The following is a 23,116-nucleotide window of genomic DNA, read 5'->3' as shown; positions in this document are numbered from 1 at the left end:
GGAGGACCAGGGCCTCGACCTCGTCGCCGACGCTGACGACCTCAGAGGGGTCGACGTCGTGCTTGATGGAGAGCTCGCGCGAGGGGATGACACCCTCGGTCTTGTAGCCGATGTCGAGCAGGACCTCGTCCCGGTCGACCTTGACGATGCGACCCTCGACGATGTCGCCGTCGTTGAAGTCCTTGATGGTCGCGTCGATGGCGGCAAGGAGGTCTTCCTCAGAGCCAATGTCGTTGATGGCGATCTGAGGGGCGGTCTTCTCGACCGTGCTGGCAGTCATGTAGTAGGAACTCCGATGATGGACAGTGAATAGAAGTGGGTGTTGTGTGCGCCCTGGGCGCCCCGCAGTCGGCGGCACGACGAAGCACGCACACGGAGGTGCTCCCCCACACTACCGAGGCGGTCCCCGCACGGTCAAAACACGACAGGAGCAGCCGTGGACGAGTTTGCGCAGGTCAGCCGCCGCGAGGCCGGGGCGGACGAGACCGCGGCCGCGAACCGGTCCTGGTGGGACGCCGAGGCCGGTGGCTACTACGCCGAGCACGGCAGCTTCCTCGGCGACACCGAGCTCGTCTGGGGTCCCGAGGGCTGGCGCGAGGACGAGCTCACGCTGCTCGGTGACGTCGACGGCAAGGACGTCCTGGAGATCGGGGCCGGCGCCGGCCAGGGTGCGCGGTGGGCGGCCCGGCACGGCGGGCGCGTCGTGGCCACGGACCTGTCCGCCGGAATGGTGCGCAAGGGCCTCGACCTCAACCTGAGGTCCAGCCCTGGACGAGGCTCCGTGCCGGTCCCGTTCGCCCAGTGCGACGCGGTCGCGCTCCCCTTCGCCGACCACGCCTTCGACCTCGTGTTCACCGCGTACGGCGCCGTGCCCTTCGTGGCCGACACGGCCCTGCTCATGCGGGAGGTCGCGCGTGTCCTGCGCCCCGGGGGCCGGTTCGTCTTCTCCACGACCCACCCGGTGCGGTGGGCCTTCCCCGACGACCCCGGACCTGACGGCCTGACGGCGACCCAGTCGTACTTCGACCGCACGCCGTACGTCGAGAGCGACTCCGACGGCGAGGCGACGTACGTCGAGCACCACCGCACGCTCGGGGACCGGGTGCGCGAGCTCGTCGGCGCGGGACTCTTCCTCGTCGACCTCGTCGAGCCGCCGTGGCCCGAGCGCAACGAGCAGTCCTGGGGTGGCTGGTCGCCGTTGCGGGGCCGGCTCCTCCCGGGCACGGCGATCTTCGTCTGCTACCGCCCCTGACCTGCCTCTTCGCCGGAAACAGGTGCGCTGCTCGACGTGCGAGTTGCCCCGGTTGGTTCTAGCGTCGATGCGGCGCTCCACCTGGCCGGTGGCGGCGCGACGTCGACTCAACGAGGAGGTACCTGTGGCGTCAGACGTCGAGACAGGACGCATCACCACCGACATCCCCGCGAGGCTGGACCGCCTCCCTTGGGCCCGGTGGCACTGGATGGTCGTCATCGGGCTGGGGACCGTGTGGATCCTCGACGGACTCGAGGTGACCATCGTCGGCTCCATGTCCGAGGCCCTCAAGCCCGCGAACACCGGGCTCGGCCTGAGCAGCTCCGACATCGGCCTCGCCGGGGCCGTCTACGTGGCAGGTGCCTGCATCGGGGCCCTGCTCTTCGGCCAGCTGACCGACCGCTTCGGCCGCAAGAAGCTCTTCCTGCTCACCCTCGGCGTCTACATCTTCGCCACGGTGCTCACGGCCTTCTCCCCCACCCCCCTCTGGTACTTCGTCGCCCGCTTCATCACCGGCATGGGCATCGGTGGCGAGTACGCAGCCATCAACTCGGCCATCGACGAGCTGATCCCCAAGAAGTACCGCGGGCGCGTGGACGTGGCCATCAACGGCTCCTTCTGGGTCGGCGCCGCGCTCGGCTCGCTGCTGACCATCCCGCTGCTCGACCCCAAGGTCCTCGACCCCGCGCTCGGCTGGCGCCTGGCCTTCGGCCTCGGCGCCGTGCTCGCCGTCGGCATCCTGGTCGTGCGGCGCCACGTCCCCGAGAGCCCGCGCTGGCTGTTCATCCACGGCCGCGAGGACGAGGGCGAGAAGATCGTCAAGGACATCGAGGGCACCGTCTCGGAGGAGACCGGTGGCAACCTGCCGTCCGTCGACGACGAGCCGATCACCATCCGCCAGCGCCGGACCATCTCCATCCCGGAGATCGCCAAGACGGTCTTCACGCTGTACCCCCGGCGCACCGTCCTCTGCTTCGCCCTGTTCGTCGGGCAGGCCTTCCTCTACAACGCGTTCTTCTTCACCTACGGCGACAGCCTGACCACCTTCTTCGGGGTCAAGCAGACCGGCTGGTACATCGCGATCTTCGCCGTGAGCAACTTCGCCGGGGCCCTGCTCCTCAGCCCCCTGTTCGACACGGTCGGGCGCGTCCGGATGATCACGGGCACCTACATCCTGTCCGGCGTGCTGCTGGCGGTCGCCGGGTTCAGCCTCGGCGGGCTGAGCGCCGTGACGCTGACGATCTTCGGTGTGGTGATCTTCTTCTTCGCCTCCGCCGGGGCCAGCGCCGCCTACCTGACGGCCAGCGAGGTCTTCCCGCTCGAGACTCGGGCCCTGTGCATCGCGTTCTTCTACGCCATCGGGACCGCCGCCGGCGGCATCAGCGGACCGCTGCTGTTCGGCAAGCTCATCGACAACGCCTCGGCCTCCAAGGACATCACCGGCCTCGCAGTCGGCTACTTCCTCGGAGCCGCCCTGATGATCCTGGGCGGCCTCGCGGAGGCGTTCCTCGGCGTCAAGGCCGAGGGCCAGTCGCTGGAGAGCATCGCCCAGCCGCTGACCGCGGACGAGGCGCAGGAGGAGGGCAGCAGCACGGACACCGGCCGCGCCCAGCCGTCCGCCTCCCCCGCCTGACCCGCACGACCCGCAGGGCTCTTCGCCCAGACGCGACGAGGGGGCGGTCCCAACCGGGACCGCCCCCTCGTTGCTGTGTGCCGTCGGGCCCAGGGCGTCAGCCCTGGACCCGACGGGCTCAGATGAAGCGCCGGCGCAGGAAGGCCGCACCACCCGCGAGGCCGAACGCGGCCACCGCACCGAGGCCGCGGCCGACGTTGCGGCCACCCTCACCATCGGCACCGGCGAGCTCGTAGGAGTACGCCGTGTTGCCCACCGCGTCGGCCGGGGCGCCGTATGCCATTCCCTCGGACTTGGCGCGCTCGGCGCCGGCCACGATGAGGGCGTACTTCTGGCCGTAGTCCGCCGCAGTCGACTTGCCCGCCTCGACGAGCTTCTTGGTGCCCTCGTCGGACAGCTTCTGGGCGCCGTCCTTCAGCTTCGGCGCACCGCCGGCAGCCTGTGCGAGGCCGTCCTTGAGCTGGCCGGAACCGTCGGCGGCGTCGCCCAGGCCACTGGAGAGCTGGTCGGCACCTGTCCGCAGGTCACCCGCACCGGCGTCGAGCTTGCCCGCGCCCTCCCGAGCCGTCCCGGTCCCGTCGGCAAGCTGGCCCGCACCGTCCGAGAGCTGCTTGGCGCCGTCGTCGAGCTGTCCCGCGCCTGCGGAGAGGTCACCGAGGCCCGAGTCGAGCTGCGCCGCGCCACCGGCAAGCTGGTCGGCACCGGCCGCCAGGTCGTCCGCTCCCGTGGACGCCTCACCGAGGACTCCGGAGAGGCTGTCCGCGATCCCGGCGACGAGCTGATCGATGCCCGCCGCGACCAGGCCCTGGACCTGATTGATGCCGCAGGGGTTCTTGGTGTTGGTCGGGTCATCCAGCTTGCAGTTCGGGTTGCTGATACCGAGCTTGACCTGGTCCAGCCCTCCGCTGATCTGGTCGAGGCCGTAGAGCAGCGTGCCGTCCGTGGACTTGTCACCCACACCGGCGACGAGCTCGTTCAGGGCGTACAGGGCGGTCTCACCTGGGACGTCACGCGAGCCGATGTTGGCCAGGATCTGGTCGAGGCCGTACAGGGCCGTCTGGCCCGGGGTGGTGCGCGAGCCGAGCCCGGCGACCACCTTGGCCAGCGTGATCTTGGCAGTCACGGCGGCACCGGCCTTCGGGTCCGGAATCCCCGGTGCGCTGAAGAAGCTGGGCGCAATGACCGTGCACAGGTCGGTGGGGCTCGCCACGAAATGCGCGATATCCACCTGGCCGAGGGAGGTCAGCCCGTCCTGGTTGTTGGGGCACCCGAGCACGGCCTGCAGGTTCATCAGGCCCTGCTTGGCACCAGGGCTGGTCGCGCTGGCGTTGTCGAGCCCGGTGAGGATGCTCGTGAGCGCCTGCTTGGCCCCCGGCGTCGTCGCGCTGTTCTGGTCGAGCTTGTCGAGGAGCTGGTTGAGGACCTGCTTGACGCCACCGGGGTCCGTCGGGCCGAGCGCGCCCTTGGGGTGGTCGAGACCGGCCGTCATGGTCCCGGCGCCGTCCTGCATCTGGGCGATGCCCCAGAGGATCGTGCCGGTCTGCGATGCAGAACCGATGCCCTTCTGCACTGCGGTCAGGGCGTCCTTGAGCTGAGCGACGCCATCCGCGACGTCCGGGTTCTCCGGCAGCTTGGCGACGCCGTCCTGGATGAGGGCGAGGCCGTCGGCCAGCTGCGCCGACCCGTCGGCGACCTGGTTGGCGCCGCCGGCCACCTGCGCCGAGCCGTCCTTCGCCTGCGCGGCGCCGGACTTGAGCTGGCCCGCACCCCCGGAGAGCGCCTTCGAGCCGTCGGCCAGCTTCTTGGCCCCGTCGTCGAGCTGGCCCACGCCACCGCTGAGCTGGCTGGTGCCGTCCTTGAGCTGGCCTGCACCGGCAGCGAGAGCCTTGGCGCCGGGCGCTGCCTGCCCGGCCAGGCCGGCGTTGAGCTGGTCGGCGCCGTCGCGCAGCTTGATGAGGCCGGCGAGCAGGTCGCCCGCGCCGTCACGCAGCTTGAGCAGGTTGGCGTCGATCTCGGTGGCACCGGCGGTCAGGGTCGAGCCGGTCTCGGCGCCACCCTTGTAGGACTCGGCGCCGCCCTTGAACGAGGGGCTGTCGAGGGGACTGACCGGCAGGGCCGAGATGGAGGCCTTCGGCACGACGCCGTCGGAGATCTTCGCCTCGTAGCCGAAGGTCGCCGAGGGCTTCCCGATCGGCCCGAACAGGGTCATCGTGAACGACATCTTGGTGCCGCCACGACCGTCGCCCGCCATGTTCGCCTCGGCCGACTTCACGTCGGTGAAGGTCGAGGGCAGCACGGTGGTCAGCGACCCCACCATCGGGATGACGACGTCCTCGCTGGTCGACGTGGTCTTGCCGGTGCCGTCGTCGAACGAGACCGTCTGCGTCTGCCCGGTCATGTTGGTGACGGTGTACTGCACCTTGAGGACCCCGCTGCGGCCGACGACGTCGCCGGGCTGCACGGTCTTGCCGTCGAGGGTGTAGGTGACGTCGACCTTGAGCGGCAGGCGCTTGGTGTAGTCGCTGACCGAGCGCAGGCGCTTCTCACCGTCGACGGTGTAGGTGCCCACCATGTTGCCGTTCTTGACCTCGAACCCGCCGAAGCCGTCGAGGTTGCGCAGCCCGTTGGTCTCCACCGGGTTGGACAGGTCCACCGTGCCCTTGCCCTGCATGGCGACCTGCTCGTACACGCGAGCCGTGTCGAGCTTGCCGCTGGCGTCGAGGTAGGCCTGGATGGTCTCGGTGTTCGACACCAGGACGTCGCCGGACGAGGCGGCGAACGCGGGCCCGCAGGCCAGCACCAGGGCGGCGGGCACCGCGAAGAACGCAGCTCCCGCGCCGACGGCCGTCTTCTTCTTCAGCATCACTTGGTCTCCCCTGCGAAGAGGCCGTCGAGGCCTTCGGACTCGTCACGTGCGGTGGTGGTGGTTGTGGCGGCGGCGGGGGCGGCGGCGCCCAGGCCCTCGGCCACCAGGGAGGTGGCGAGGTAGCCCAGGGCCACGGCGAACAGCACCGTGGTGGCAGCGGTGGGCGCCTCCGCGAGGAACTGCGACGGCGCGTTGGTGTATGTCTCCTCGTAGGCGCCGACGATGGCCGCCGCACCGAGGAGGCCGCTCCACAGCGGCAGGCGTCCGGCGCTCACCGAGCAGGCGACGGCGACGAGGGCCACGACGAGGAACGCCGCGGCCGCGCGGCCACCGGCCGAGTCGGGCAGCAGCGCCGCGCGCAGCGCGAAGCCGATCCAGGCCAGCACGAAACCGACGGCGAAGCCGCCCAGCTTGCCCAGCGCGGGGGAGTGCGGCACCAGGCCCAGCACACCGCCGAGGGCGGCTCCCATCAGGGCCACGTGCTGGAGGTCGAGCCCGAAGAGCTCCCCCAGACCGATGATCAAGGCCGCAAACACGGCCAGCACAAGCCCAGCGATCAGGCTCCGTCGCATGTCCACCTCACAGTAAAAGCACCCGACGTCCGTTGGCGGGTGCGAATGGTTACCGAAGAGTAGAGGTGACAGGTGGCTACACGTGGTGCATTCGCGAAATTCGTGTACGGCGCGTCGTGCTCAGTGGGCGGCGTCGTGCCAGGACCGGCCGACGCCGACGCTGACCTCCAGCGGCACGTCCATCTCGACGGCACCACCCATCTCACGGCGGACCAGCGCCTCGACGTCCTCAGCCTCCCCCGGAGCGACCTCGAGGACGAGCTCGTCGTGGACCTGGAGCAGCTGGCGCGAACGCGCTCCCGACTCGGCCAGCGCCTTGTCGACGCGCAGCATCGCCAGCTTGATGATGTCGGCCGCCGACCCCTGGATGGGCGCGTTGAGCGCCATCCGCTCCGCCATCTCGCGGCGCTGGCGGTTGTCGGACGTGAGGTCGGGCAGGTAGCGGCGCCGGCCCAGCATGGTCTGCGTGTAGCCCGTGCCGCGGGCCTCGGCGACCACCTCGGTCAGGTAGTCGCGCACCCCGCCGAAGCGGGCGAAGTACTCGTCCATGAGCCCCTGCGCCTCACCGGTGGAGATGGTCAGCTGCTTGGACAGGCCGAACGCGGACAGGCCGTAGGCGAGCCCGTAGGACATCGCCTTGACCTTGGAGCGCATCGCAGGGGTGACGTCCTGCGGCTCGACGGAGAAGACGCGCGAGCCGACGAAGCGGTGCAGGTCCTCCCCCGTCCGGAACGCCTCGATGAGGCCCTCGTCGCCGGACAGGTGGGCCATGATGCGCATCTCGATCTGGCTGTAGTCCGCGGACAGCAGCGACTCGTAGCCCTCCCCGACCACGAACACCTCACGGATGCGGCGCCCGGCGTCGGTGCGGATCGGGATGTTCTGGAGGTTGGGGTCGGTCGACGAGAGCCGGCCCGTGGCTGCGATGGTCTGCTGGTAGGTGGTGTGGATGCGGCCGTCGGCAGCCACCGACTTCTGCAGGCCCTCGACGGTCACCCGCAGCCGCGCCGCGTCGCGGTGGCGCAGCAGGGCCTCGAGGAACGGGTGCTCGGTCTTGGTGAACAGGTCGGAGAGGGCGTCGGCGTCGGTGGTGTAGCCCGTCTTGGTGCGCCGCGTCTTGGGCAGGCCGAGGGTCTCGAAGAGGACCACCTGCAGCTGCTTGGGCGAGCCGAGGTTGATCTGGTCGCCGCCGATCGCGTCGTAGGCGTCCTGCTGCGCCTCGCGGACCTTGGCGGCGAAGTCCTTCTCGAGCTCGTCCATGACGGCGGTGTCGGCGGCGATGCCCGTGCGCTCCATCTCGGCGAGCACCCGCTCGAGCGGGAGCTCGACGTCACGCTGCAGCTCGGTGCCGCCGGTCGCCTCGAGCTGGTCGGTCAACGCCACCCCGAGGTCGAGGACGGCCCGCGCCCGGATCATCGCCTCCCGCGCGACGGCGTCGTCGTCGGCCGCGAAGTCGAGCAGCCCCTGGCCGGAGTCAGGGGTCTCGGCGCGCAGCTCGCGCCCGAGGTTGCGCAGGACGAGGTCGCCGAGGTCGTAAGAGCGCTGGTCGGGGCGCACGAGGTAGGCGGCCAGCGCGGTGTCCATGACGACCCCGCGCAGCTCGAACCCGCGCTCGGCCAGCGCCTGCAGCTGCCACTTGGCGTCGTGCAGGACCTTCGGGGAGTCGGGGTCGGCCAGCCAGGCCGCCAGCGCCGCCTCGGTCTTGGGGTCGGCCGTCGCGAGGTCGAGGTAGCCCGCTGGGCCCTCGCTCGGCGCGACCGCGACGGCGAGCGCCTCGCCGGCCCCGGCGCGGTAGTGACCCGTGACCGCCAGCCCCGCGGTCAGGCGCTGACCGTGCACGCCGTCGCCGAAGAACACCGCACCCGTGTCGGCGTCGAGCACCGAGCCCTCGACCTCGAAGCCGTGGTCGGCCTCCTCCTGCGGCGCCTCGAGGTACTCGAACAGCCGGTCGCGCAGCACGCGGAACTCGAGGCTGTCGAAGACGGTGTGCACCTGCTCGCGGTCCCAGTTCTGGCGCTCGAGCTCGTCGATGGTCACCGGGAGCTCGAGGTCGCGCAGCAGGTGGTTGAGCCGGCGGTTGCGCAGGACACCGTTGAGGTGCTCGCGCAGCGACTCCCCCGCCTTGCCCTTGATCTCGCCGGCGTGGGCGACGACGCCCTGCAGGTCGCCGTAGAGGCCCAGCCACTTGGCGGCGGTCTTGGGGCCGACGCCGGGCACCCCTGGCAGGTTGTCGCTGGTCTCGCCGACGAGGGCGGCGAGGTCGCTGTAGCGCTCGGGGGCGACGAGGTACTTCTCCTCCACGGCCTTGGGGTCCATGCGCCAGACCTCGGACACGCCACGCACCGGATAGAGCAGGGTGACCTTGTCGGTGACCAGCTGGAAGGCGTCGCGGTCGCCGGTGCAGATGACGACGTCCATGCCCTGCGCGGTGGCCTGCGTGGTCAGCGTCGCGATCACGTCGTCGGCCTCGTAGCCGTCCATCTGCACGTGCTTGATCTTGAGTGCGTCAAGCACCTCCCGGACCAGGGCGACCTGTCCCTGGAACTCGCTCGGCGTCGCCGACCGGGTCGCCTTGTAGTCGGCGTACTCCTCGCTGCGGAACGTCTGCCGGCTGACGTCGAACGCGACGGCCACGTGGGTCGGCTGCTCGTCGCGCAGCACGTTGATCAGCATCGACGTGAAGCCGTAGACGGCGTTGGTGTGCTGCCCGGTGCTCGTCGAGAAGTTCTCGACGGGCAGCGCGAAGAACGCCCGGTAGGCGAGGGAATGACCGTCGAGGAGCAGGAGGCGACTCACGCATGGCAGCCTATTGCCCGTGACCGACACCAACGACTTCGCCTCGACGCTGCAGGCCATCGAGGACCTCAACCCCGACTCGCTGCTGCACCGCATGCACATCGAGATCCTCGAGGGGACCCCTGACCGGGTCGTCGGCCGCATGCCCGTCGAGGGCAACACCCAGCCCTACGGCCTCCTGCACGGCGGCGCCTCGGTCGTCCTGGCCGAGTCGCTGGGCTCGATCGGTGCGGCCCTGCACGCCGGTCCCTCGCGCATCGCGGTCGGGCTGGACATCAACGCCACCCACCACCGCGCAGCCCGCTCCGGGTACGTCACGGGCACCGCGACCGCCCTGTCGCTGGGCGGCACCCTGGCGAGCTACGAGGTCGTGATCACCGACGAGCAGGACCGGCGCGTGTGCACGTGCCGGATCACCTGCCTGATCCGCGACGCCGCCCCCGGCGCCTGAGGAGGACGCGCGGCGGGCGCCCCGGGGGGTACGCGCGCGGGCGCCTGGGGACGTACGGCGTCAGCCGGCGAGGCGGTTGGCCGACGCGGCGGCGCGGGCGCGCAGCGAGCGACGGCGGTGCAGCAGCGCGTCCAGCGTGTGCTGGCGCTGCTCGTCGGCGCCGAGGCGGCGACGCAGCGCCGCCACGGTGGTGATGCGCCGGACGACCTGGGAGCTGAAGCCGAGGCGGGCGAAGAACCGGTTGGCGTCACGGTCCTGGGCCGGCACGTTGCAGCCGATCTGGTCGCAGCCACGCGAGTCGGCGTAGAGGCTCACCGCGCCCATGAGCTGCTTGGCGACCCCGTGCTTGCGGGCCTCCGGCACGACGTAGAGCTGGTCGATGGTCACGCAGGGCGCCTCGGTGAGCGCCGAGAACGGGCTGGTGGCAGCGACTGCGAAGCCGACTGCGCGGCCGTCGGCCATGGCGACATACGCCCGCACGTCCTCGCGCGTCAGGGCTGCTGCGACCCGGCCCTCGGAGGCGGCGCGTGCGGCGACCTCGGGACTGACACCGGCCTCCACCCGCGAGGACATCCACAGCTCGGTGAAGGAGCGCTGCTCGTCGTCACGCACACGTCGGACACTGATCGCGGGACGGCTCACCGGTTCCTCCATCGTCGACGGTATGACTCCTGTGCGCGCGGCTCCCCCGAAGACCGCCGGCGGGAGGGTGGCCCCGCCAGACGTAGGACTCTAGGGCCATCGCCGCGAGTTCGTGAAGGGTTCAACAAGACTCGGCTCCGGAAGTGAATGGGCTTGCCTGTGGCAGCCCGTGTTTCGGCTCGACGACGACTGCCTCGAAGGCGTCGGACGTGCTCACAAGGCCTGCTCGTAGACGTAGTCGTCCTCGTAGCGTTCGCCCACGAGGAAGCGCTTGGTGCCCACCCGCTCGAAGCCGCTCTTGCCGTAGAAGCGCTGGGCCCGCTCGTTGAGCTGGTTGACCCCGAGCCAGGCCCCGGCCGCCCCCCGGGCGCGGGCGGCGTCGAGGCAGGCCTGCATGAGCAGGCGGCTGGTGCCGGCGCCGTGCCGGTCGGGCAGCACGTAGATCTTGCTCAGCTCGGACGTCGGGTGGTGGCGCAGCGCCGCGCGCACGTCCGGGTCGGCCGGCTCACCGGTGACGAGCATGGCGTACCCGGTGGCGTGGCCGTCCTCCTCGGCGAGGAACAAGTCACGCGCGGGGTCGGCGAGGTAGCCCTCGAAGCACTCCTGCGACAGGACGGTCGCGATGAACGTGTCGATCGACGCCTGGGTCGTGTGCGGCGGGCACGCGAGGGCGAAGGTGGCTGCCGCCACGGCGGCGAGCGTCACGGCGTCGGCCGGTGTGGCCGACCGCACCTGCACGGGCACCGCTCAGGCCTTGTCCATGCCGCTGACTACCGCATCGGCGACCTCGCGCATCCCGAGCCGGCGGTCCATGGCCGTCTTCTGGATCCAGCGGAACGCCTCAGCCTCGGTCACCTTGAGCTTCTTCATGAGGATGCCCTTGGCGCGGTCGACGGCCTTGCGCGTCTCGAGCCGCTCACCGAGGTCGGCGATCTCGCTCTCGAGCGCCTTGACCTCGGTCCAGCGGTGCCGGGCGATGTCGATGGCGGGCGTGAGGTCCGAGGCAGTGAACGGCTTGACGATGTAGGCCATCACGCCGGCGTCGCGGGCCCGCTCGACGAGCTCGGTCTGGCTGAAGGCGGTGAGCATGACGACGGGGCAGATCTTCGCGGAGCCGATCTCCTCAGCGGCGGTGATGCCGTCCATGACGGGCATCTTCACATCCATGATGACGAGGTCGGGGGTGAGCTCCTTGGCCATCTCGACGGCCTGCTCGCCGTTGCTCGCCTGCCCGACGACCTCGTAGCCGGCCTCCGTGAGCATCTCCGCGAGGTCGAGCCGGATGAGGGCCTCGTCCTCGGCGACGAGGATGCGGGTCGACTTCGAGGGCGCGGTCTGGGCTTCGGTCTCGCTCACGGGGACGAGCATAGGAGACGCACGTTAACGGCACGTTGCCCGGTCACGCGTCCGCCCCCCTGCCGTCGCGGTGCAGACGCCTCTGGACGCACCACTTCCCGCGAACGACGTACTCGGCGTGCGGGAATCAGCCGTTTCTACGGTTTTGGTGCTGGGGCACGGTGCGTTGAGGTCCGGTCAACCGCGTTTTCCCAGGGGGTCGAACATGCGACATGGACTCAGCACCGTGCTGCCCGTGGCACTGCTGGCATCTCTGGCTGCATGCTCCGCGGGTCGCACTGCGGAGCACGGGACGGTCACCGTCACGGTCACGCGCGACCAGCCGACGAAGACCGTCGTGACACCATCCACGGCGCCACCTGGCCGGAGCGTCACCGCCTCGGCCGCGAGCAGCCAACCACCCACGCTGAAGTCGGCCTTCGCCCGGGTGAAGGGTGGCGTGGTGCGGATGGAGGTCGCGACCTGCGACGGCGCCGGTCAGGGATCGGGCTTTGTGGTCGGTCAGGGGCTGGTCGCAACCGTCGCCCATGTCGTCGAGAACGCACAGGTCGTGCGGGTGATCAACGGCAGCATGTCCACGGCTGGCACGGTCATCGGATTCGACGCGGGCGCGGATGTCGCACTGGTGCGAACTTCGGCCGACCTACCCGGGAAACCGCTGTCGTGGTCCTCGGACGTCCCTGAGGTCGGGGACGAGGTGGCTGCTCTGGGCTTCACCCGCGGCGAGCCGCTCTCATTCAAGCCGGGAACCGTCAACAGCCTCGACCGCAAGGTGATCATCGACGGGGTCACCAGGTACGGCCTCCTGGAACTCGACTTCGCGGCCAACCACGGCAACAGCGGTGGTCCGGTGATCAACGCCAGAGGCCAGGCCGTCGGCCTGGTCGACGCGCAGACCGACTATGTGAACGACCAGGGCGCGCAGTCGGGAGAACGACAGGGCGACCGGCTTGCGGTCGCTGCGTCGACGGCGCAGAAGGACCTCGAGCGGTGGAGGTCGGATCCTGAGTCGATCAGGCCGCCGGACTGCGCGGAGGTCATCGGACCTGATGGCGAGCGGATGCCGGCAGACCAGTACCCGCAGGACATCGCCCAACAGGCGTTCCAGACATTGCGCATCTACTTCGGGTCGGTCAACAACGGCGACTACCCCACTGCGCTGGCGCAGCTTGCCCACCCGGTCTCCGTAGGGGAGTTCGCCCGGCGCGTCAAGAGCGCGAACGACACCGACTTCGAGGTCGGGGACGTCTCGTTGGACGCGGTCGGGAACCCCGTCGTGTCGTTGACGTTCCAGAGCCACCAGGACGCAGGGGACGGCCCTGCTGACCGGCCGGAGGAAACCTGCACGCGGTGGTCCTTGGACTGCCAGTTCAGCAAGGTCAACGGCCTGTGGCTGATCGAGCGTGCGCGCGCACACGACCACGAGCCGGCAGACCAACCGTGCAGCTGACCGGTCGCGCCGTCCATGGGACGACTACCCGGGCTGGTGCCGAAGATGGGACTCGAACCCACACGCCCTTGCGAGCAGAGCATTTTGAGTGCTCCGTGTCTGCCATTCCACCACTTCGGCGCACCCGCCGGACGGGCCGGCGGACGGTGCGGGACGAGCATACAAGCGCGGGAGGGCGCCACCGGACACACGAACGCCGCGCCGGGGACGACCCACCGCGGCGCGCGTGCCGGCCGGGCCGGGCACGCGCCCTACAGCCGCTTCAGTCCTGGAGGTCCTCGTAGGCCGGGGCCACCTTGTTGACCGCGTCGCCCATCTTGTGGACCCGCAGCGCGTTGGTGGAGCCCGGGATGCCGGGCGGCGAACCGGCGACGAGGATGACCAGGTCGCCCTCCTTGACGCGGCCGGACCCGAGCAGCGACTTGTCGACCTGGTGGGCCATCTGGTCGGTGTGCCGGGCCATGGGCACGAGGAACGTCTCGATGCCCCAGGCCAGGGCGAGGCGGGAGCGCGTGTGCGGTTCGGGCGTGAACGCCAGCATGGGGATCCGCGGCCGGATGCGCGACATGCGCTTGGCCGTGTCACCCGACTGTGTGAAGGTGATGAGGTACTTCGCCCCGAGCAGCTCGCCGATCTCGACCGCTGCGGCGGACACCGCGCCACCCATGGTGTGGGGCTTGGTGCCGAGGGGGCGGATGCGGTCGAGGCCGTGCTCCTCGGTGCTCTCGATGATGCGGGCCATCGTCTCCACCGCCGTGATGGGGTGGGCGCCCACGCTCGTCTCGCCGGAGAGCATCAGCGCGTCGGCGCCGTCGAGGACGGCGTTGGCGGCGTCGGAGGCCTCGGCGCGGGTGGGCCGTGGGTTGTCGATCATCGACTCGAGCACCTGCGTCGCGACGATGACGGGCTTGGCGTTGGCGCGGGCGATCTCGATGGCGCGCTTCTGGACGAGCGGCACCTCCTCGAGGGGCAGCTCGACGCCCAGGTCGCCGCGCGCCACCATGACGCCGTCGAAGGCGCCGATGATCTCGACGAGGTTCTCGACCGCCTGCGGCTTCTCGATCTTGGCGATGACCGGCAGCCGGACGCCGACCTCGTCCATCACCTCGTAGACGTCGTCGAGGTCCTTGGCGGAGCGGACGAACGACAGCGCGATCATGTCTGCGCGGAGCTTCAGGGCCCAGCGCAGGTCGGCCTTGTCCTTCTCGGACAGCGCCGGGACGGAGACCGCGACACCCGGCAGGTTGATGCCCTTGTTGTTGGAGACGGTGCCGCCCACCGTCACCTTGCAGCGCACGTCGGTCTCGGTGACCTCGACGGCCTCGAGGGCGACCTTGCCGTCGTCGATGAGGAGCGCGTCGCCGGGGCGCACGTCGCCCGGCAGGCCCTTGTAGGTGGTGCCCACCTCGGACGCGGAGCCGTCGACCTCGCGCGTGGTGATGGTGAACTCCGCGCCGTTGGCGAGCTCGACCGGGCCGTCCTTGAAGCGGGCGGTGCGGATCTTGGGCCCCTGCAGGTCGACGAGGATGCCGACGGCGTGGCCGGTCTCGTCGCTGGCCGCCCGGATGGAGCGGTAGATCTCCTCGTGCACGGAGTACTCGCCGTGGGAGAGGTTGAGGCGGGCCACGTCCATGCCGGCGACGACGAGCTCGCGGATGCGCTCAGGGCTGGAGACAGCCGGGCCGAGGGTGCAGACGATCTTGGCGCGACGCATGGGAACGAGCCTATCGGGCATGTCGCGGCGGACGTGACCCCGGTCACCCTGCGGACAGGCGTCCCGCAGGGTGACCGAGACGGTCAGACGACCAGCGGGCGGTCGTTCGGGTTGATCGGGCGCGGCAGGGCGGTCTGCCCGGTGAGAAAGCGGTCGACCCCGGCGGCGGCCGAGCGCCCCTCGGCGATGGCCCACACGATCAGCGACTGGCCGCGTCCCGCGTCGCCGGCGACGAAGACCCCGGGCACGCTCGACATGTAGTCCTTGTCGCGCTTGACGTTCGAGCGCTCGTCGAGCTCGACCTCGAGCTGCTCCACGACGCCTGCCTTCTCCGGGCCGAGGAAGCCCATGGCCAGCAGGACCAGCTGCGCAGGCAGCACCCGCTCGGTGCCCTCGACCTCGACGAAGCCGTGGTCGCCACGCTGCACGTCGACGACGCGGATGCCGCTGACCTTGCCGTCCTCGCCGAGGATCTCCTTGGTGGACACGGCATACAGGCGCTCGCCGCCCTCCTCGTGCGCGGAAGCGACGCGGAAGAGCATGGGGTAGGTCGGCCACGGCTGGCCCGCGACGCGCTCCTCCCCCGGCTGCGGCATGATCTCCAGGCTCGTGACCGAGCGCGCACCCTGGCGGTGCGAGGTGCCGATGCAGTCGGCGCCGGTGTCGCCACCGCCGATGACGATGACGTCCTTGCCCTCGGCGGTCACCTGGCCCTCGACGGCCTCGCCGAGCGCCGCCCGGTTGGCCGGCGGGAGGAAGTCCATCGCCTGCATGACGCCGTCGAGCTCGCGCCCGGGGACGGGCAGGTCACGCGGCACGGTCGCGCCGATCGCCAGCACCACCGCGTCGTAGCGGTCGCGCAGCTGTCGGCCGGTGACGTCCTCACCGACGGCGACGCCGCTGCGGAAGCGGGTGCCCTCGGCCTCCATCTGGGCGATGCGGCGGTCGAGGACCGACTTCTCCATCTTGAACTCGGGGATGCCGTAGCGCAGCAGACCTCCGGGCTTGTCGGCGCGTTCGTAGACGGCGACGGTGTGGCCGGCCCGGGTCAGCTGCTGGGCTGCGGCGAGACCAGCGGGCCCGGAGCCGACGACCGCGACGGTCTTGCCCGACAGGCGCTCGGGTGCCTGCGGCTGCACGTAGCCCGAGTCGAAGGCGCGCTCGATCGTCGTGACCTCGACCTGCTTGATGGTCACCGCGGGCTGGTTGATGCCGAGCACGCAGGCGGTCTCGCAGGGCGCGGGGCACAGGCGACCGGTGAACTCCGGGAAGTTGTTGGTCGCGTGCAGGCGCTCGATGGCCTCGCGCCAGTCACCCTTCCAAGCAAGGTCGTTCCACTCGGGGATCAGGTTGCCGAGCGGACAACCGCTGTGGCAGAACGGGATCCCGCAGTCCATGCAGCGTCCGGCCTGGCGCTGGAGCTGCCCGAGCTCCTGCTCCTCGTAGACCTCCTTCCAGTCCCTGATGCGGACCGGGACGGGCCGACGGGTCGGCAGCTCGCGCTCACGCGTCTTGAGAAAGCCCTGGGGGTCAGCCACGGGAAGCCTCCATGATCCGCTCCCACACCTCGGAGCCGTTGATGTCGAGTCCCTCCGCCTCGGCGGCGGCGCGCACGTCGAGGACGCGCTGGTAGTCGCGCGGCAGGACGAGGGTGAACCGCTGCCTCGCCGCGTCCCAGTCCTCCAGGAGCTGGGCGGCGACGGTGGACTCGGTCCACTGGACGTGCTTGCCGAGCAGCTCGCGGACCACGGTCTCGTCGTCGGCCCGCAGCGCCGACAGGTCGACGAGCTCGCGGTTGACGCGGTCGGCCGCGAGGTCGAGCACGTAGGCCACTCCCCCGGACATGCCGGCCGCGAAGTTGCGCCCGGTGGGGCCGAGGACGAGGACGGTGCCGCCGGTCATGTACTCGCAGCCGTGGTCGCCGACACCCTCGACGACGGCGGACGCACCGGAGTTGCGGACGGCGAAGCGCTCGCCGACCTTGCCGCGGAGGAAGAGCTCACCCGACGTGGCGCCGTAGCCGATCACGTTGCCGGCGATGACGTTCTGCTCGGCCTGGAGGGGCGCTGCGCGGTCCGGGCGGACCACGACGCGGCCACCCGAGAGGCCCTTGCCGACGTAGTCGTTGGCGTCGCCGTGCAACCGCAGGGTCACCCCTCGCGGCAGGAACGCGCCGAGCGACTGGCCGGCCGAGCCCTTGAGCGTGAGGTCGATCGTGTTGTCCGGCAACCCGTCCGGGTGGGCCTTGGTGACCTCGTGCCCGAGCAGGGTGCCGATGGTGCGGTTGACGTTGCGCACGGCGACCTCACCGGTGACCGGCGTGCCGTCGCTGATGGCCTCACGGGCGATGGCGATGAGGTGGTGGTCCAGGGCCTTCTCGAGGCCGTGGTCCTGCGTCGTGGTGTTGCGGCGCGGTGAGCCGTCCGGGCTCTGCACGTCGGCGAAGATCGGGCTGAGGTCGAGCCCGGCCGCCTTCCAGTGGGCGACGGCCTTGGTCGCGTCGATGGCCGACACCTGGCCGACCGCCTCCTCGATGGAGCGGAAACCCAGTGCTGCCAAGTGTTCCCGCACCTCCTCGGCGATGTACTCGAAGAACGTCTCGACGAACTCGGGCTTGCCGGAGAACCGCTTGCGCAGCTCGGGGTTCTGGGTGGCGATGCCGACGGGACAGGTGTCGAGGTGGCAGACGCGCATCATCACGCAGCCGCTGACGACCAGCGGTGCCGTGGCGAACCCGAACTCCTCCGCACCCAGCAGCGCCGCGATGACGACGTCGCGACCGGTCTTGAGCTGGCCGTCGCACTGCACCACGATGCGGTCGCGCAGGTTGTTGAGCACCAGCGTCTGCTGGGTCTCGGCGAGGCCGATCTCCCAGGGACCACCGGCGTGCTTCAGGGACGTCAGCGGCGAGGCGCCGGTGCCGCCGTCGTGGCCGGAGATGAGCACGACGTCGGAGTGCGCCTTGGAGACGCCTGCAGCCACCGTGCCGACCCCGATCTCGGAGACCAGCTTGACGTGGATCCGCGCCTCGGGGTTGGCGTTCTTGAGGTCGTGGATCAGCTGGGCGAGGTCCTCGATGGAGTAGATGTCGTGGTGCGGCGGCGGGCTGATGAGGCCGACGCCCGGCGTCGAGTGCCGCGTCTTCGCCACCCAGGGGTAGACCTTGTGGCCGGGCAGCTGGCCGCCCTCGCCGGGCTTGGCGCCCTGGGCCATCTTGATCTGGATGTCGCCGGACTTGGTGAGGTAGAGCGAGGTCACGCCGAAGCGGCCCGAGGCCACCTGCTTGATGACCGAGCGACGCTCGGGGTCCATCAGGCGGTCGACGTCCTCGCCGCCCTCACCGGTGTTGGAGCGCGCGCCGAGCCGGTTCATCGCGACGGCGAGGGTCTCGTGGGCCTCGAGGCTGATCGACCCGTAGGACATCGCCCCGGTGCTGAACCGCTTGACGATCTCGCTGACCGGCTCGACCTCGTCGATGGGGACCGGCTGGCGCGGGCTGGACCCACCGAGCTCGAACAGGCCACGCAGCGTCATGAGCCGCTCGGACTGCTCGTCCACGCGCTGGGTGTACTGCTTGAAGATGTCGTAACGGCGCTGGCGGGTGGAGTGCTGCAGGCGGAACACCGTGTCGGGGTCGAACAGGTGCGGCTCGCCCTCGCGGCGCCACTGGTACTCACCGCCCACGTTCAGCTTGCGGTGCGGGAGGCGCACGCCGTCCGGCGGGTATGCCGCGGCGTGCCGGGCCGCGGTCTCGGCGGCCACGACGTCGAGGCCGATCCCGCCGAGCTGGCTCACGGTGCCGGTGAAGTAGCGGTCGACGAGCTCCTGCGACAGGCCGATGGCCTCGAAGACCTGGGCGCCGCGGTAGGACGCCACGGTGGAGATGCCCATCTTCGACATCACCTTCAGGACGCCCTTGCCGAGCGCCTTGATGAGGTTCTTCACGGCCTGCTCGGCGCTGACGCCCTCGATCGCCCCTGCGCGGACGAGGTCCTCCACCGACTCCATGGCGAGGTAGGGGTTGACGGCGGCGGCGCCGTACCCGATGAGCAGGGCGACGTGGTGGACCTCGCGCACGTCACCGGCCTCGACGACGAGGCCGACCAGCGTGCGGGTCTTCTCGCGGATGAGGTGGTGGTGCACTGCGGACGTGAGCAGCAGCGACGGGATGGGCGCGTCGTCGCGGCCGGAGTCGCGGTCGGAGAGCACGACGAACCGGGCGCCGTTCGCGATGGCCTGCGAGACCTCCGCGAAGATCTCCTCGAGCCGGGCCTGCATGGCGGCGGCGCCGCCGGTGACGTCGTAGAGGCCGCGCACGACGTGGGTGGCGTAGCCGGGCAGGTCGCCGTCGGCGTTGACGTGGACGATCTTGGCCAGCTGGTCGTTGTCGATCACCGGGAACGGCAGCACGACCTGGCGAGCATGGGCCGGCGTCGCCGCGAGGGCGTTGCCCTCGGGGCCGATGACGGTGCCGAGGGAGGTGACGAGCTCCTCGCGGATGGCGTCGAGCGGCGGGTTGGTCACCTGCGCGAACAGCTGGGTGAAGTAGTCGAAGATGAGCCGTGGCCGGTCGGACAGCACCGCGATGGGCGTGTCGGTGCCCATCGACCCGAGCGCCTCTCCGCCGGTGCGGGCCATCGGCGTGAGCAGGATCTTGAGCTCCTCCTGCGTGTAGCCGAAGGTCTGCTGGCGACGGGCCACCGAGGCGGCAGTGTGCACGATGTGCTCGCGCTCGGGCAGGTCGTCGAGGTGGATGAGCCCGGCGTGGAGCCACTCGTCGTAGGGGTGCTGCGCGGCGAGCGAGGACTTCACCTCGTCGTCGCTGACGATCCGGCCGTGCTCGGTGTCCACGAGGAACATGCGGCCCGGCTGCAGCCTGCCCTTGCGGACCACGCGGGTGGGGTCGAGGTCGAGCACGCCGGCCTCGGACGCCAGCACGACGAGCCCGTCGTCGGTGACCGAGTAGCGCCCGGGGCGCAGGCCGTTGCGGTCGAGCACGGCGCCGATCAGCGAGCCGTCGGTGAAGGTGACACAGGCCGGGCCGTCCCACGGCTCCATGAACGTCGAGTGGAACTCGTAGAACGCCCGCCGGGCAGGGTCCATCTCCTCGTGGTTCTCCCAGGCCTCCGGGATCATCATGAGGACGGCGTGCGGCAGCGACCGGCCGCCGAGGTGGAGCAGCTCCAGCGTCTCGTCGAAGGAGGCGGAGTCGGACGCCTCGGGGGTGCAGATGGGGAACAGCCGCTCGAGGTCGCCGGGGATGACGTCAGAGACGAGCTGGCTCTCGCGGGCGCGCATCCAGTTGCGGTTGCCCTTGACGGTGTTGATCTCGCCGTTGTGGGCGATGAGCCGGTAGGGGTGCGCGAGCGGCCAGCTGGGGAAGGTGTTGGTCGAGAACCGGGAGTGGACCAGCGCGAGCTGGGTCTCGAACCGGCGGTCGGACAGGTCGGGGAAGAACGGCTCGAGCTGGCCGGTGGTCAGCATGCCCTTGTAGACGAGGGTGCGGCACGACAGCGACGGGAAGTAGACCTCGGTCTCGCGCTCGGCCCGCTTGCGCAGGCAGAACGCCAGGCGGTCGAGCCCGATGCCGACCATGCGCCCCGACGCCGAGGCGACGAAGAGCTGCCGGAAGAACGGCATGCAGTCGCGCGCCGGCTGCCCGATGAGGTCGCTGCTCACCGGGACGTCGCGCCAGCCGAGGACGCGCAGGTTCTCCTCCGCGGCGATGGTCTCGATCCGAGCGACGGCCTCCGCGCGCTCGGCCTCGTCGACCGGCAGGAAGGCCAGGCCGACGGCGTACGCGCCGGCGACGGGGAGGTCGAAGTCCACGACCTCGCGCAGGAAGGCGTCCGGGATCTGGGTGAGGATGCCGGCCCCGTCGCCCACCAGGGGGTCGGCGCCGGTGGCTCCACGGTGCTCGAGGTTGCGCAGCGCGGTGAGCGCGTGGTCGACGATGTCGTGACCGGCGCTTCCCCTCATCGTCGCCACGAGGGCCACGCCACACGCGTCGTGCTCGTGCTCGCGGCGGTAGAGCCCGGTGTCGGCGGGCTGGGCGGAGAAGCGCGCAGGAGTCACGTTCGGGTCACCGTCCTAGGGGGGTCGTGGTGCGTCGGAGATGACCTGCTGGACACCTCTGGACACGCGCGTGGACGGCCTTGGCCACGGCTGCGACGAGGATACCGGTAACCCCTCCCGTCCTAGAATGTGAGCCGAGCTATTCCGTATCCTGAGACGTCGCGAGGGGCTCCGTGCGGGCGGAACGGTCGGGCAGCGCCAGCGGGCGCCGCCTCCCCAGCCACACGAGGAAGACCCCGAGGAGGAACACGAGGATGCTCACCCAGACGTTCACCCGGACGCCGAAGATGTGGTTGGCCTCGTCGCTGCGCATCAGCTCGAAGACGATCCGGCCCACCGGGTACCCCGCGACGTAGAGGCCGAACAGCTGCCCCTTCCGCAGGCGCCGGCGGCGGTCGACGACGACCAGGAACAGGGCCAGCAGCAGGCACCACACCGACTCGTAGAGGAACGTGGGGTGGAACGTGCCGAGCACGACGGCCTTGCCACTCGCGTCGCGCACCGCGTGGCCTGCGGCCTGGTCCCACTCGTGGATGGTCAGCCCCCACGGCAGGTCGGTGCGGCCGCCGTACAGCTCGTTGTTGAACCAGTTGCCCCAGCGGCCGAGTGCCTGGGCCACGGCGACACCGGGGACCGCCGAGTCGACGAAGTCGTGGAACGAGACGCCATGACGCCGGGCGCCCAGCAAGGCCCCGAGCGCGCCGAGCGAGATGGCGCCCCAGATGCCGAGGCCACCCTGCCAGATGTACAGGGCGCGGATGGGGTGCCCGCCTTCGCCGAAGTAGGGCTGCGGCGTGGTGATGACGTGGTAGAGCCGACCCCCGACGATGCCGAAGGGCACCGCCCAGGCCGAGATGTCGACGGCCTTCTCCACGGCGTGGCCGCGGTCGACCAGGCGCCGCCCGGTGATCCAGACGGCGGCGACGATCCCCGCGAGGATGCACATGGCATACGCGCGCACCGGGAACGGGCCCACGTGCCACACCCCCGAGGTGGGGCTGGGGATGGTCGCCGGCAGCCCTGCGGGCACCGCCAGGACCGCTGCGGTGGTCACTTCGTGGCGGCCTTGACCTGCGCCGCGAGCGACTCGGCGGTGAAGCCCTTGAGGTCGAGGGTCTTGCCGTTGAGCTTGAGGGTCGGCGTGCCGTTGACGCCGTCCTTCTCGGACTGGGTCTGGACGGACTCCACGTACTGGTTGTGGGCCTTGGTGTCGTAGCACTGCTGCCAGGTCTTCAGCGCGGCGCCGGTGATGCCCGCCTTCTGCGCGAAGGACGTGAGGTCGGCGTCGGTGTAGCCGGCGCCCTCCTTGAGCGGCTGGCCGCCGAAGTTGGCCGAGTGGTAGGGCATGAACTTGCCCTGGTCAGCGGCGCAGGCGGCGCCGTTGGCGGCGCGGTTGCTGGAGTCGTTGCGCAGGTTGTCGTCGAGGAAGCTCAGCGTGTGGACGACGAGGCGGACCTGGTTCTTCTCGGCCAGGGCCTCGATGTCGGCGCCGAAGCGGTGCTCGAACTCGGCGCAGATCGGGCACTGGAAGTCCTCGTAGAGGTCCAGCGTCGGCACCGTCGTGGGTGCGTCCGGGTTGACCAGGATACCGGCCCCCATGGCAGCAGCACCCTTCGGCAGTGACGAGCCGCCGGCCTTCGTGGCCTGCTGCTTGTCCGACTGGCCCAGCACGACGGCCGTGACCACCGCAGCGATGACCAGCACCACGACCACCGCGGCCACCACGACCCGGTTGGCGCCGTTGCCACCGGCCCGGCCCTTCGGCGTCGCCGCCTGGATCTTGGCCTTGCGGCTGGCGCTGCTGCTGGTCATGCGTGGACCCTCTCTTCGTAACCTGCGGGGAACAGGAGCCGCTCGAGGGCCAGTGCCGTGGTGGGCCTCTTGACGAGCCAGGCCGCGCACAGCATCAGCCCGACGTCGCGGGCGATCTCCTGGGGGTACTGCGTCTGGGCGGCGGCAATGGTTCCCCCCTTGCCGAAACAGCCGCAGTCGATGCTCAGGCCACGGGCCCACGCCGAGGCGATCCCGATGATGAACACGACCATGAGGAACCCTGCCACGGCGGCGCTGACCCGGGTGAACAGCCCGACCACGAGCAGCACGCCGAGGGCGACCTCGAGGATGGGCAGGCCGTAGCCGATGACGCCGGCGAGGTCGTAGGGCAGGAGCTGGTAGGCGCGGACCGCCCGCGCGGAGGTCTCGAGGTGACCGACCTTCAGCAGGCCCGCAACGAGGACGACACCCCCGAGCAGGAGCCGGGCCACCAGGCCCACGACGTCCCGGTGGCGGGGGTCGGGCAGGACGGCCAT

17 protein-coding genes and 1 tRNA gene are annotated in these 23,116 nt (G+C 70.6%); 4 read left to right on the top strand and 14 right to left on the bottom strand.

The annotated features are described in order from the left end of the window. Positions 1-280 (bottom strand): S1 RNA-binding domain-containing protein (locus AB4Z02_RS14030; protein ID WP_441971649.1); only part of this gene is annotated, 280 nt, incomplete at its 3' end. Between the two features lie 156 nt (positions 281-436). On the opposite strand from AB4Z02_RS14030, the gene AB4Z02_RS14025 reads away from it, so the two are divergent. Beyond that, positions 437-1,252 carry a class I SAM-dependent methyltransferase gene (locus tag AB4Z02_RS14025; RefSeq protein WP_441971647.1) on the top strand — a complete coding sequence of 272 codons (816 nt, stop codon included), beginning with the start codon at positions 437-439 and terminating at the stop codon, positions 1,250-1,252. 124 nt (positions 1,253-1,376) lie between these two features. Continuing rightward, positions 1,377-2,885, top strand: coding sequence for an MFS transporter (locus tag AB4Z02_RS14020; protein WP_056885268.1), 1,509 nt, complete (start codon positions 1,377-1,379; stop codon positions 2,883-2,885). A gap of 118 nt (positions 2,886-3,003) precedes the next feature. On the opposite strand, the gene AB4Z02_RS14015 is transcribed toward AB4Z02_RS14020, so the two are convergent. From AB4Z02_RS14015 to polA, 3 genes are all read right to left on the bottom strand, one after another. Continuing rightward, positions 3,004-5,748, bottom strand: coding sequence for a hypothetical protein (locus AB4Z02_RS14015; RefSeq protein ID WP_441971645.1), 2,745 nt, complete (start codon positions 5,746-5,748; stop codon positions 3,004-3,006). Next, a complete protein-coding gene (locus AB4Z02_RS14010) occupies positions 5,748-6,287 on the bottom strand; it encodes a hypothetical protein (RefSeq protein ID WP_156400084.1) in 540 nt (179 codons plus the stop codon). The genes AB4Z02_RS14015 and AB4Z02_RS14010 overlap by 1 nt, the downstream gene beginning before the upstream one ends. A 156-nt stretch (positions 6,288-6,443) precedes the next feature. Continuing rightward, on the bottom strand, positions 6,444-9,119 hold the full coding sequence (gene polA, locus AB4Z02_RS14005; RefSeq protein ID WP_441971643.1) for a DNA polymerase I: 2,676 nt from the start codon (positions 9,117-9,119) through the stop codon (positions 6,444-6,446). 19 nt (positions 9,120-9,138) lie between these two features. On the opposite strand from polA, the gene AB4Z02_RS14000 reads away from it, so the two are divergent. Further along, entirely contained in the window at positions 9,139-9,570 is a 432-nt protein-coding gene (locus tag AB4Z02_RS14000; RefSeq protein WP_441971641.1) for a PaaI family thioesterase, read from the top strand. Between the two features lie 60 nt (positions 9,571-9,630). Here the strand turns inward: AB4Z02_RS14000 and AB4Z02_RS13995 are convergent, their stop codons facing one another. From AB4Z02_RS13995 to AB4Z02_RS13985, 3 genes are all read right to left on the bottom strand, one after another. Continuing rightward, positions 9,631-10,182 (bottom strand): GNAT family N-acetyltransferase, encoded by a 552-nt coding sequence (locus AB4Z02_RS13995; protein WP_056885273.1) that lies wholly within the window; start codon positions 10,180-10,182, stop codon positions 9,631-9,633. Positions 10,183-10,425: 243 nt separating this feature from the next. After that, entirely contained in the window at positions 10,426-10,956 is a 531-nt protein-coding gene (locus tag AB4Z02_RS13990) for a GNAT family N-acetyltransferase (protein ID WP_441971638.1), read from the bottom strand. Positions 10,957-10,959: 3 nt separating this feature from the next. Beyond that, complete coding sequence (locus tag AB4Z02_RS13985) at positions 10,960-11,568, bottom strand: ANTAR domain-containing response regulator (protein WP_235531577.1); 609 nt, start codon at positions 11,566-11,568, stop codon at positions 10,960-10,962. A gap of 448 nt (positions 11,569-12,016) precedes the next feature. Here AB4Z02_RS13985 and AB4Z02_RS13980 point away from each other — a divergent pair, with 448 nt between their 5' ends. After that, positions 12,017-13,018 carry a S1C family serine protease gene (locus AB4Z02_RS13980; protein ID WP_441971636.1) on the top strand — a complete coding sequence of 334 codons (1,002 nt, stop codon included), beginning with the start codon at positions 12,017-12,019 and terminating at the stop codon, positions 13,016-13,018. Positions 13,019-13,052: 34 nt separating this feature from the next. Here AB4Z02_RS13980 and AB4Z02_RS13975 read toward each other — a convergent pair. From AB4Z02_RS13975 to AB4Z02_RS13945, 7 genes are all read right to left on the bottom strand, one after another. Continuing rightward, a tRNA-Leu gene (locus tag AB4Z02_RS13975) sits at positions 13,053-13,138 on the bottom strand. Between the two features lie 142 nt (positions 13,139-13,280). Further along, complete coding sequence (gene pyk / locus AB4Z02_RS13970) at positions 13,281-14,732, bottom strand: pyruvate kinase (RefSeq protein WP_056885276.1); 1,452 nt, start codon at positions 14,730-14,732, stop codon at positions 13,281-13,283. An 83-nt stretch (positions 14,733-14,815) separates the two neighbouring features. Beyond that, positions 14,816-16,270 carry a glutamate synthase subunit beta gene (locus tag AB4Z02_RS13965; RefSeq protein ID WP_441971634.1) on the bottom strand — a complete coding sequence of 485 codons (1,455 nt, stop codon included), beginning with the start codon at positions 16,268-16,270 and terminating at the stop codon, positions 14,816-14,818. Continuing rightward, positions 16,263-20,807 carry a glutamate synthase large subunit gene (gltB, locus tag AB4Z02_RS13960; protein ID WP_441971632.1) on the bottom strand — a complete coding sequence of 1,515 codons (4,545 nt, stop codon included), beginning with the start codon at positions 20,805-20,807 and terminating at the stop codon, positions 16,263-16,265. Before gltB ends, AB4Z02_RS13965 begins: the two co-directional genes overlap by 8 nt. A 139-nt stretch (positions 20,808-20,946) precedes the next feature. Beyond that, a complete protein-coding gene (gene lgt, locus AB4Z02_RS13955; protein WP_235531578.1) occupies positions 20,947-21,861 on the bottom strand; it encodes a prolipoprotein diacylglyceryl transferase in 915 nt (304 codons plus the stop codon). Then, positions 21,858-22,619 (bottom strand): DsbA family protein, encoded by a 762-nt coding sequence (locus AB4Z02_RS13950; protein ID WP_056885279.1) that lies wholly within the window; start codon positions 22,617-22,619, stop codon positions 21,858-21,860. The genes lgt and AB4Z02_RS13950 overlap by 4 nt, the downstream gene beginning before the upstream one ends. Further along, entirely contained in the window at positions 22,616-23,116 is a 501-nt protein-coding gene (locus tag AB4Z02_RS13945; RefSeq protein WP_056885280.1) for a DoxX family protein, read from the bottom strand. Before AB4Z02_RS13945 ends, AB4Z02_RS13950 begins: the two co-directional genes overlap by 4 nt.

The organism is Pedococcus sp. 2YAF34 (genome assembly GCF_052114585.1).
Classification (GTDB): domain Bacteria; phylum Actinomycetota; class Actinomycetes; order Actinomycetales; family Dermatophilaceae; genus Pedococcus.
Note: the sequence above shows the minus strand (reverse complement) of the source record. Positions and strands in the feature narration are given on the sequence as shown.

Bases quoted from the DNA above. Each gene is read 5' to 3' on its own strand.
- AB4Z02_RS14015 (WP_441971645.1), bottom strand. From the start codon at position 5,748: ATGCTGAAGAAGAAGACGGCCGTCGGCGCGGGAGCTGCGTTCTTCGCG.
- AB4Z02_RS13980 (WP_441971636.1), top strand. From the start codon at position 12,017: ATGGAGGTCGCGACCTGCGACGGCGCCGGTCAGGGATCGGGCTTTGTG.
- pyk (WP_056885276.1), bottom strand. From the start codon at position 14,732: ATGCGTCGCGCCAAGATCGTCTGCACCCTCGGCCCGGCTGTCTCCAGC.
- AB4Z02_RS13950 (WP_056885279.1), bottom strand. From the start codon at position 22,619: ATGACCAGCAGCAGCGCCAGCCGCAAGGCCAAGATCCAGGCGGCGACG.
- AB4Z02_RS13945 (WP_056885280.1), bottom strand. From the start codon at position 23,116: ATGGCCGTCCTGCCCGACCCCCGCCACCGGGACGTCGTGGGCCTGGTG.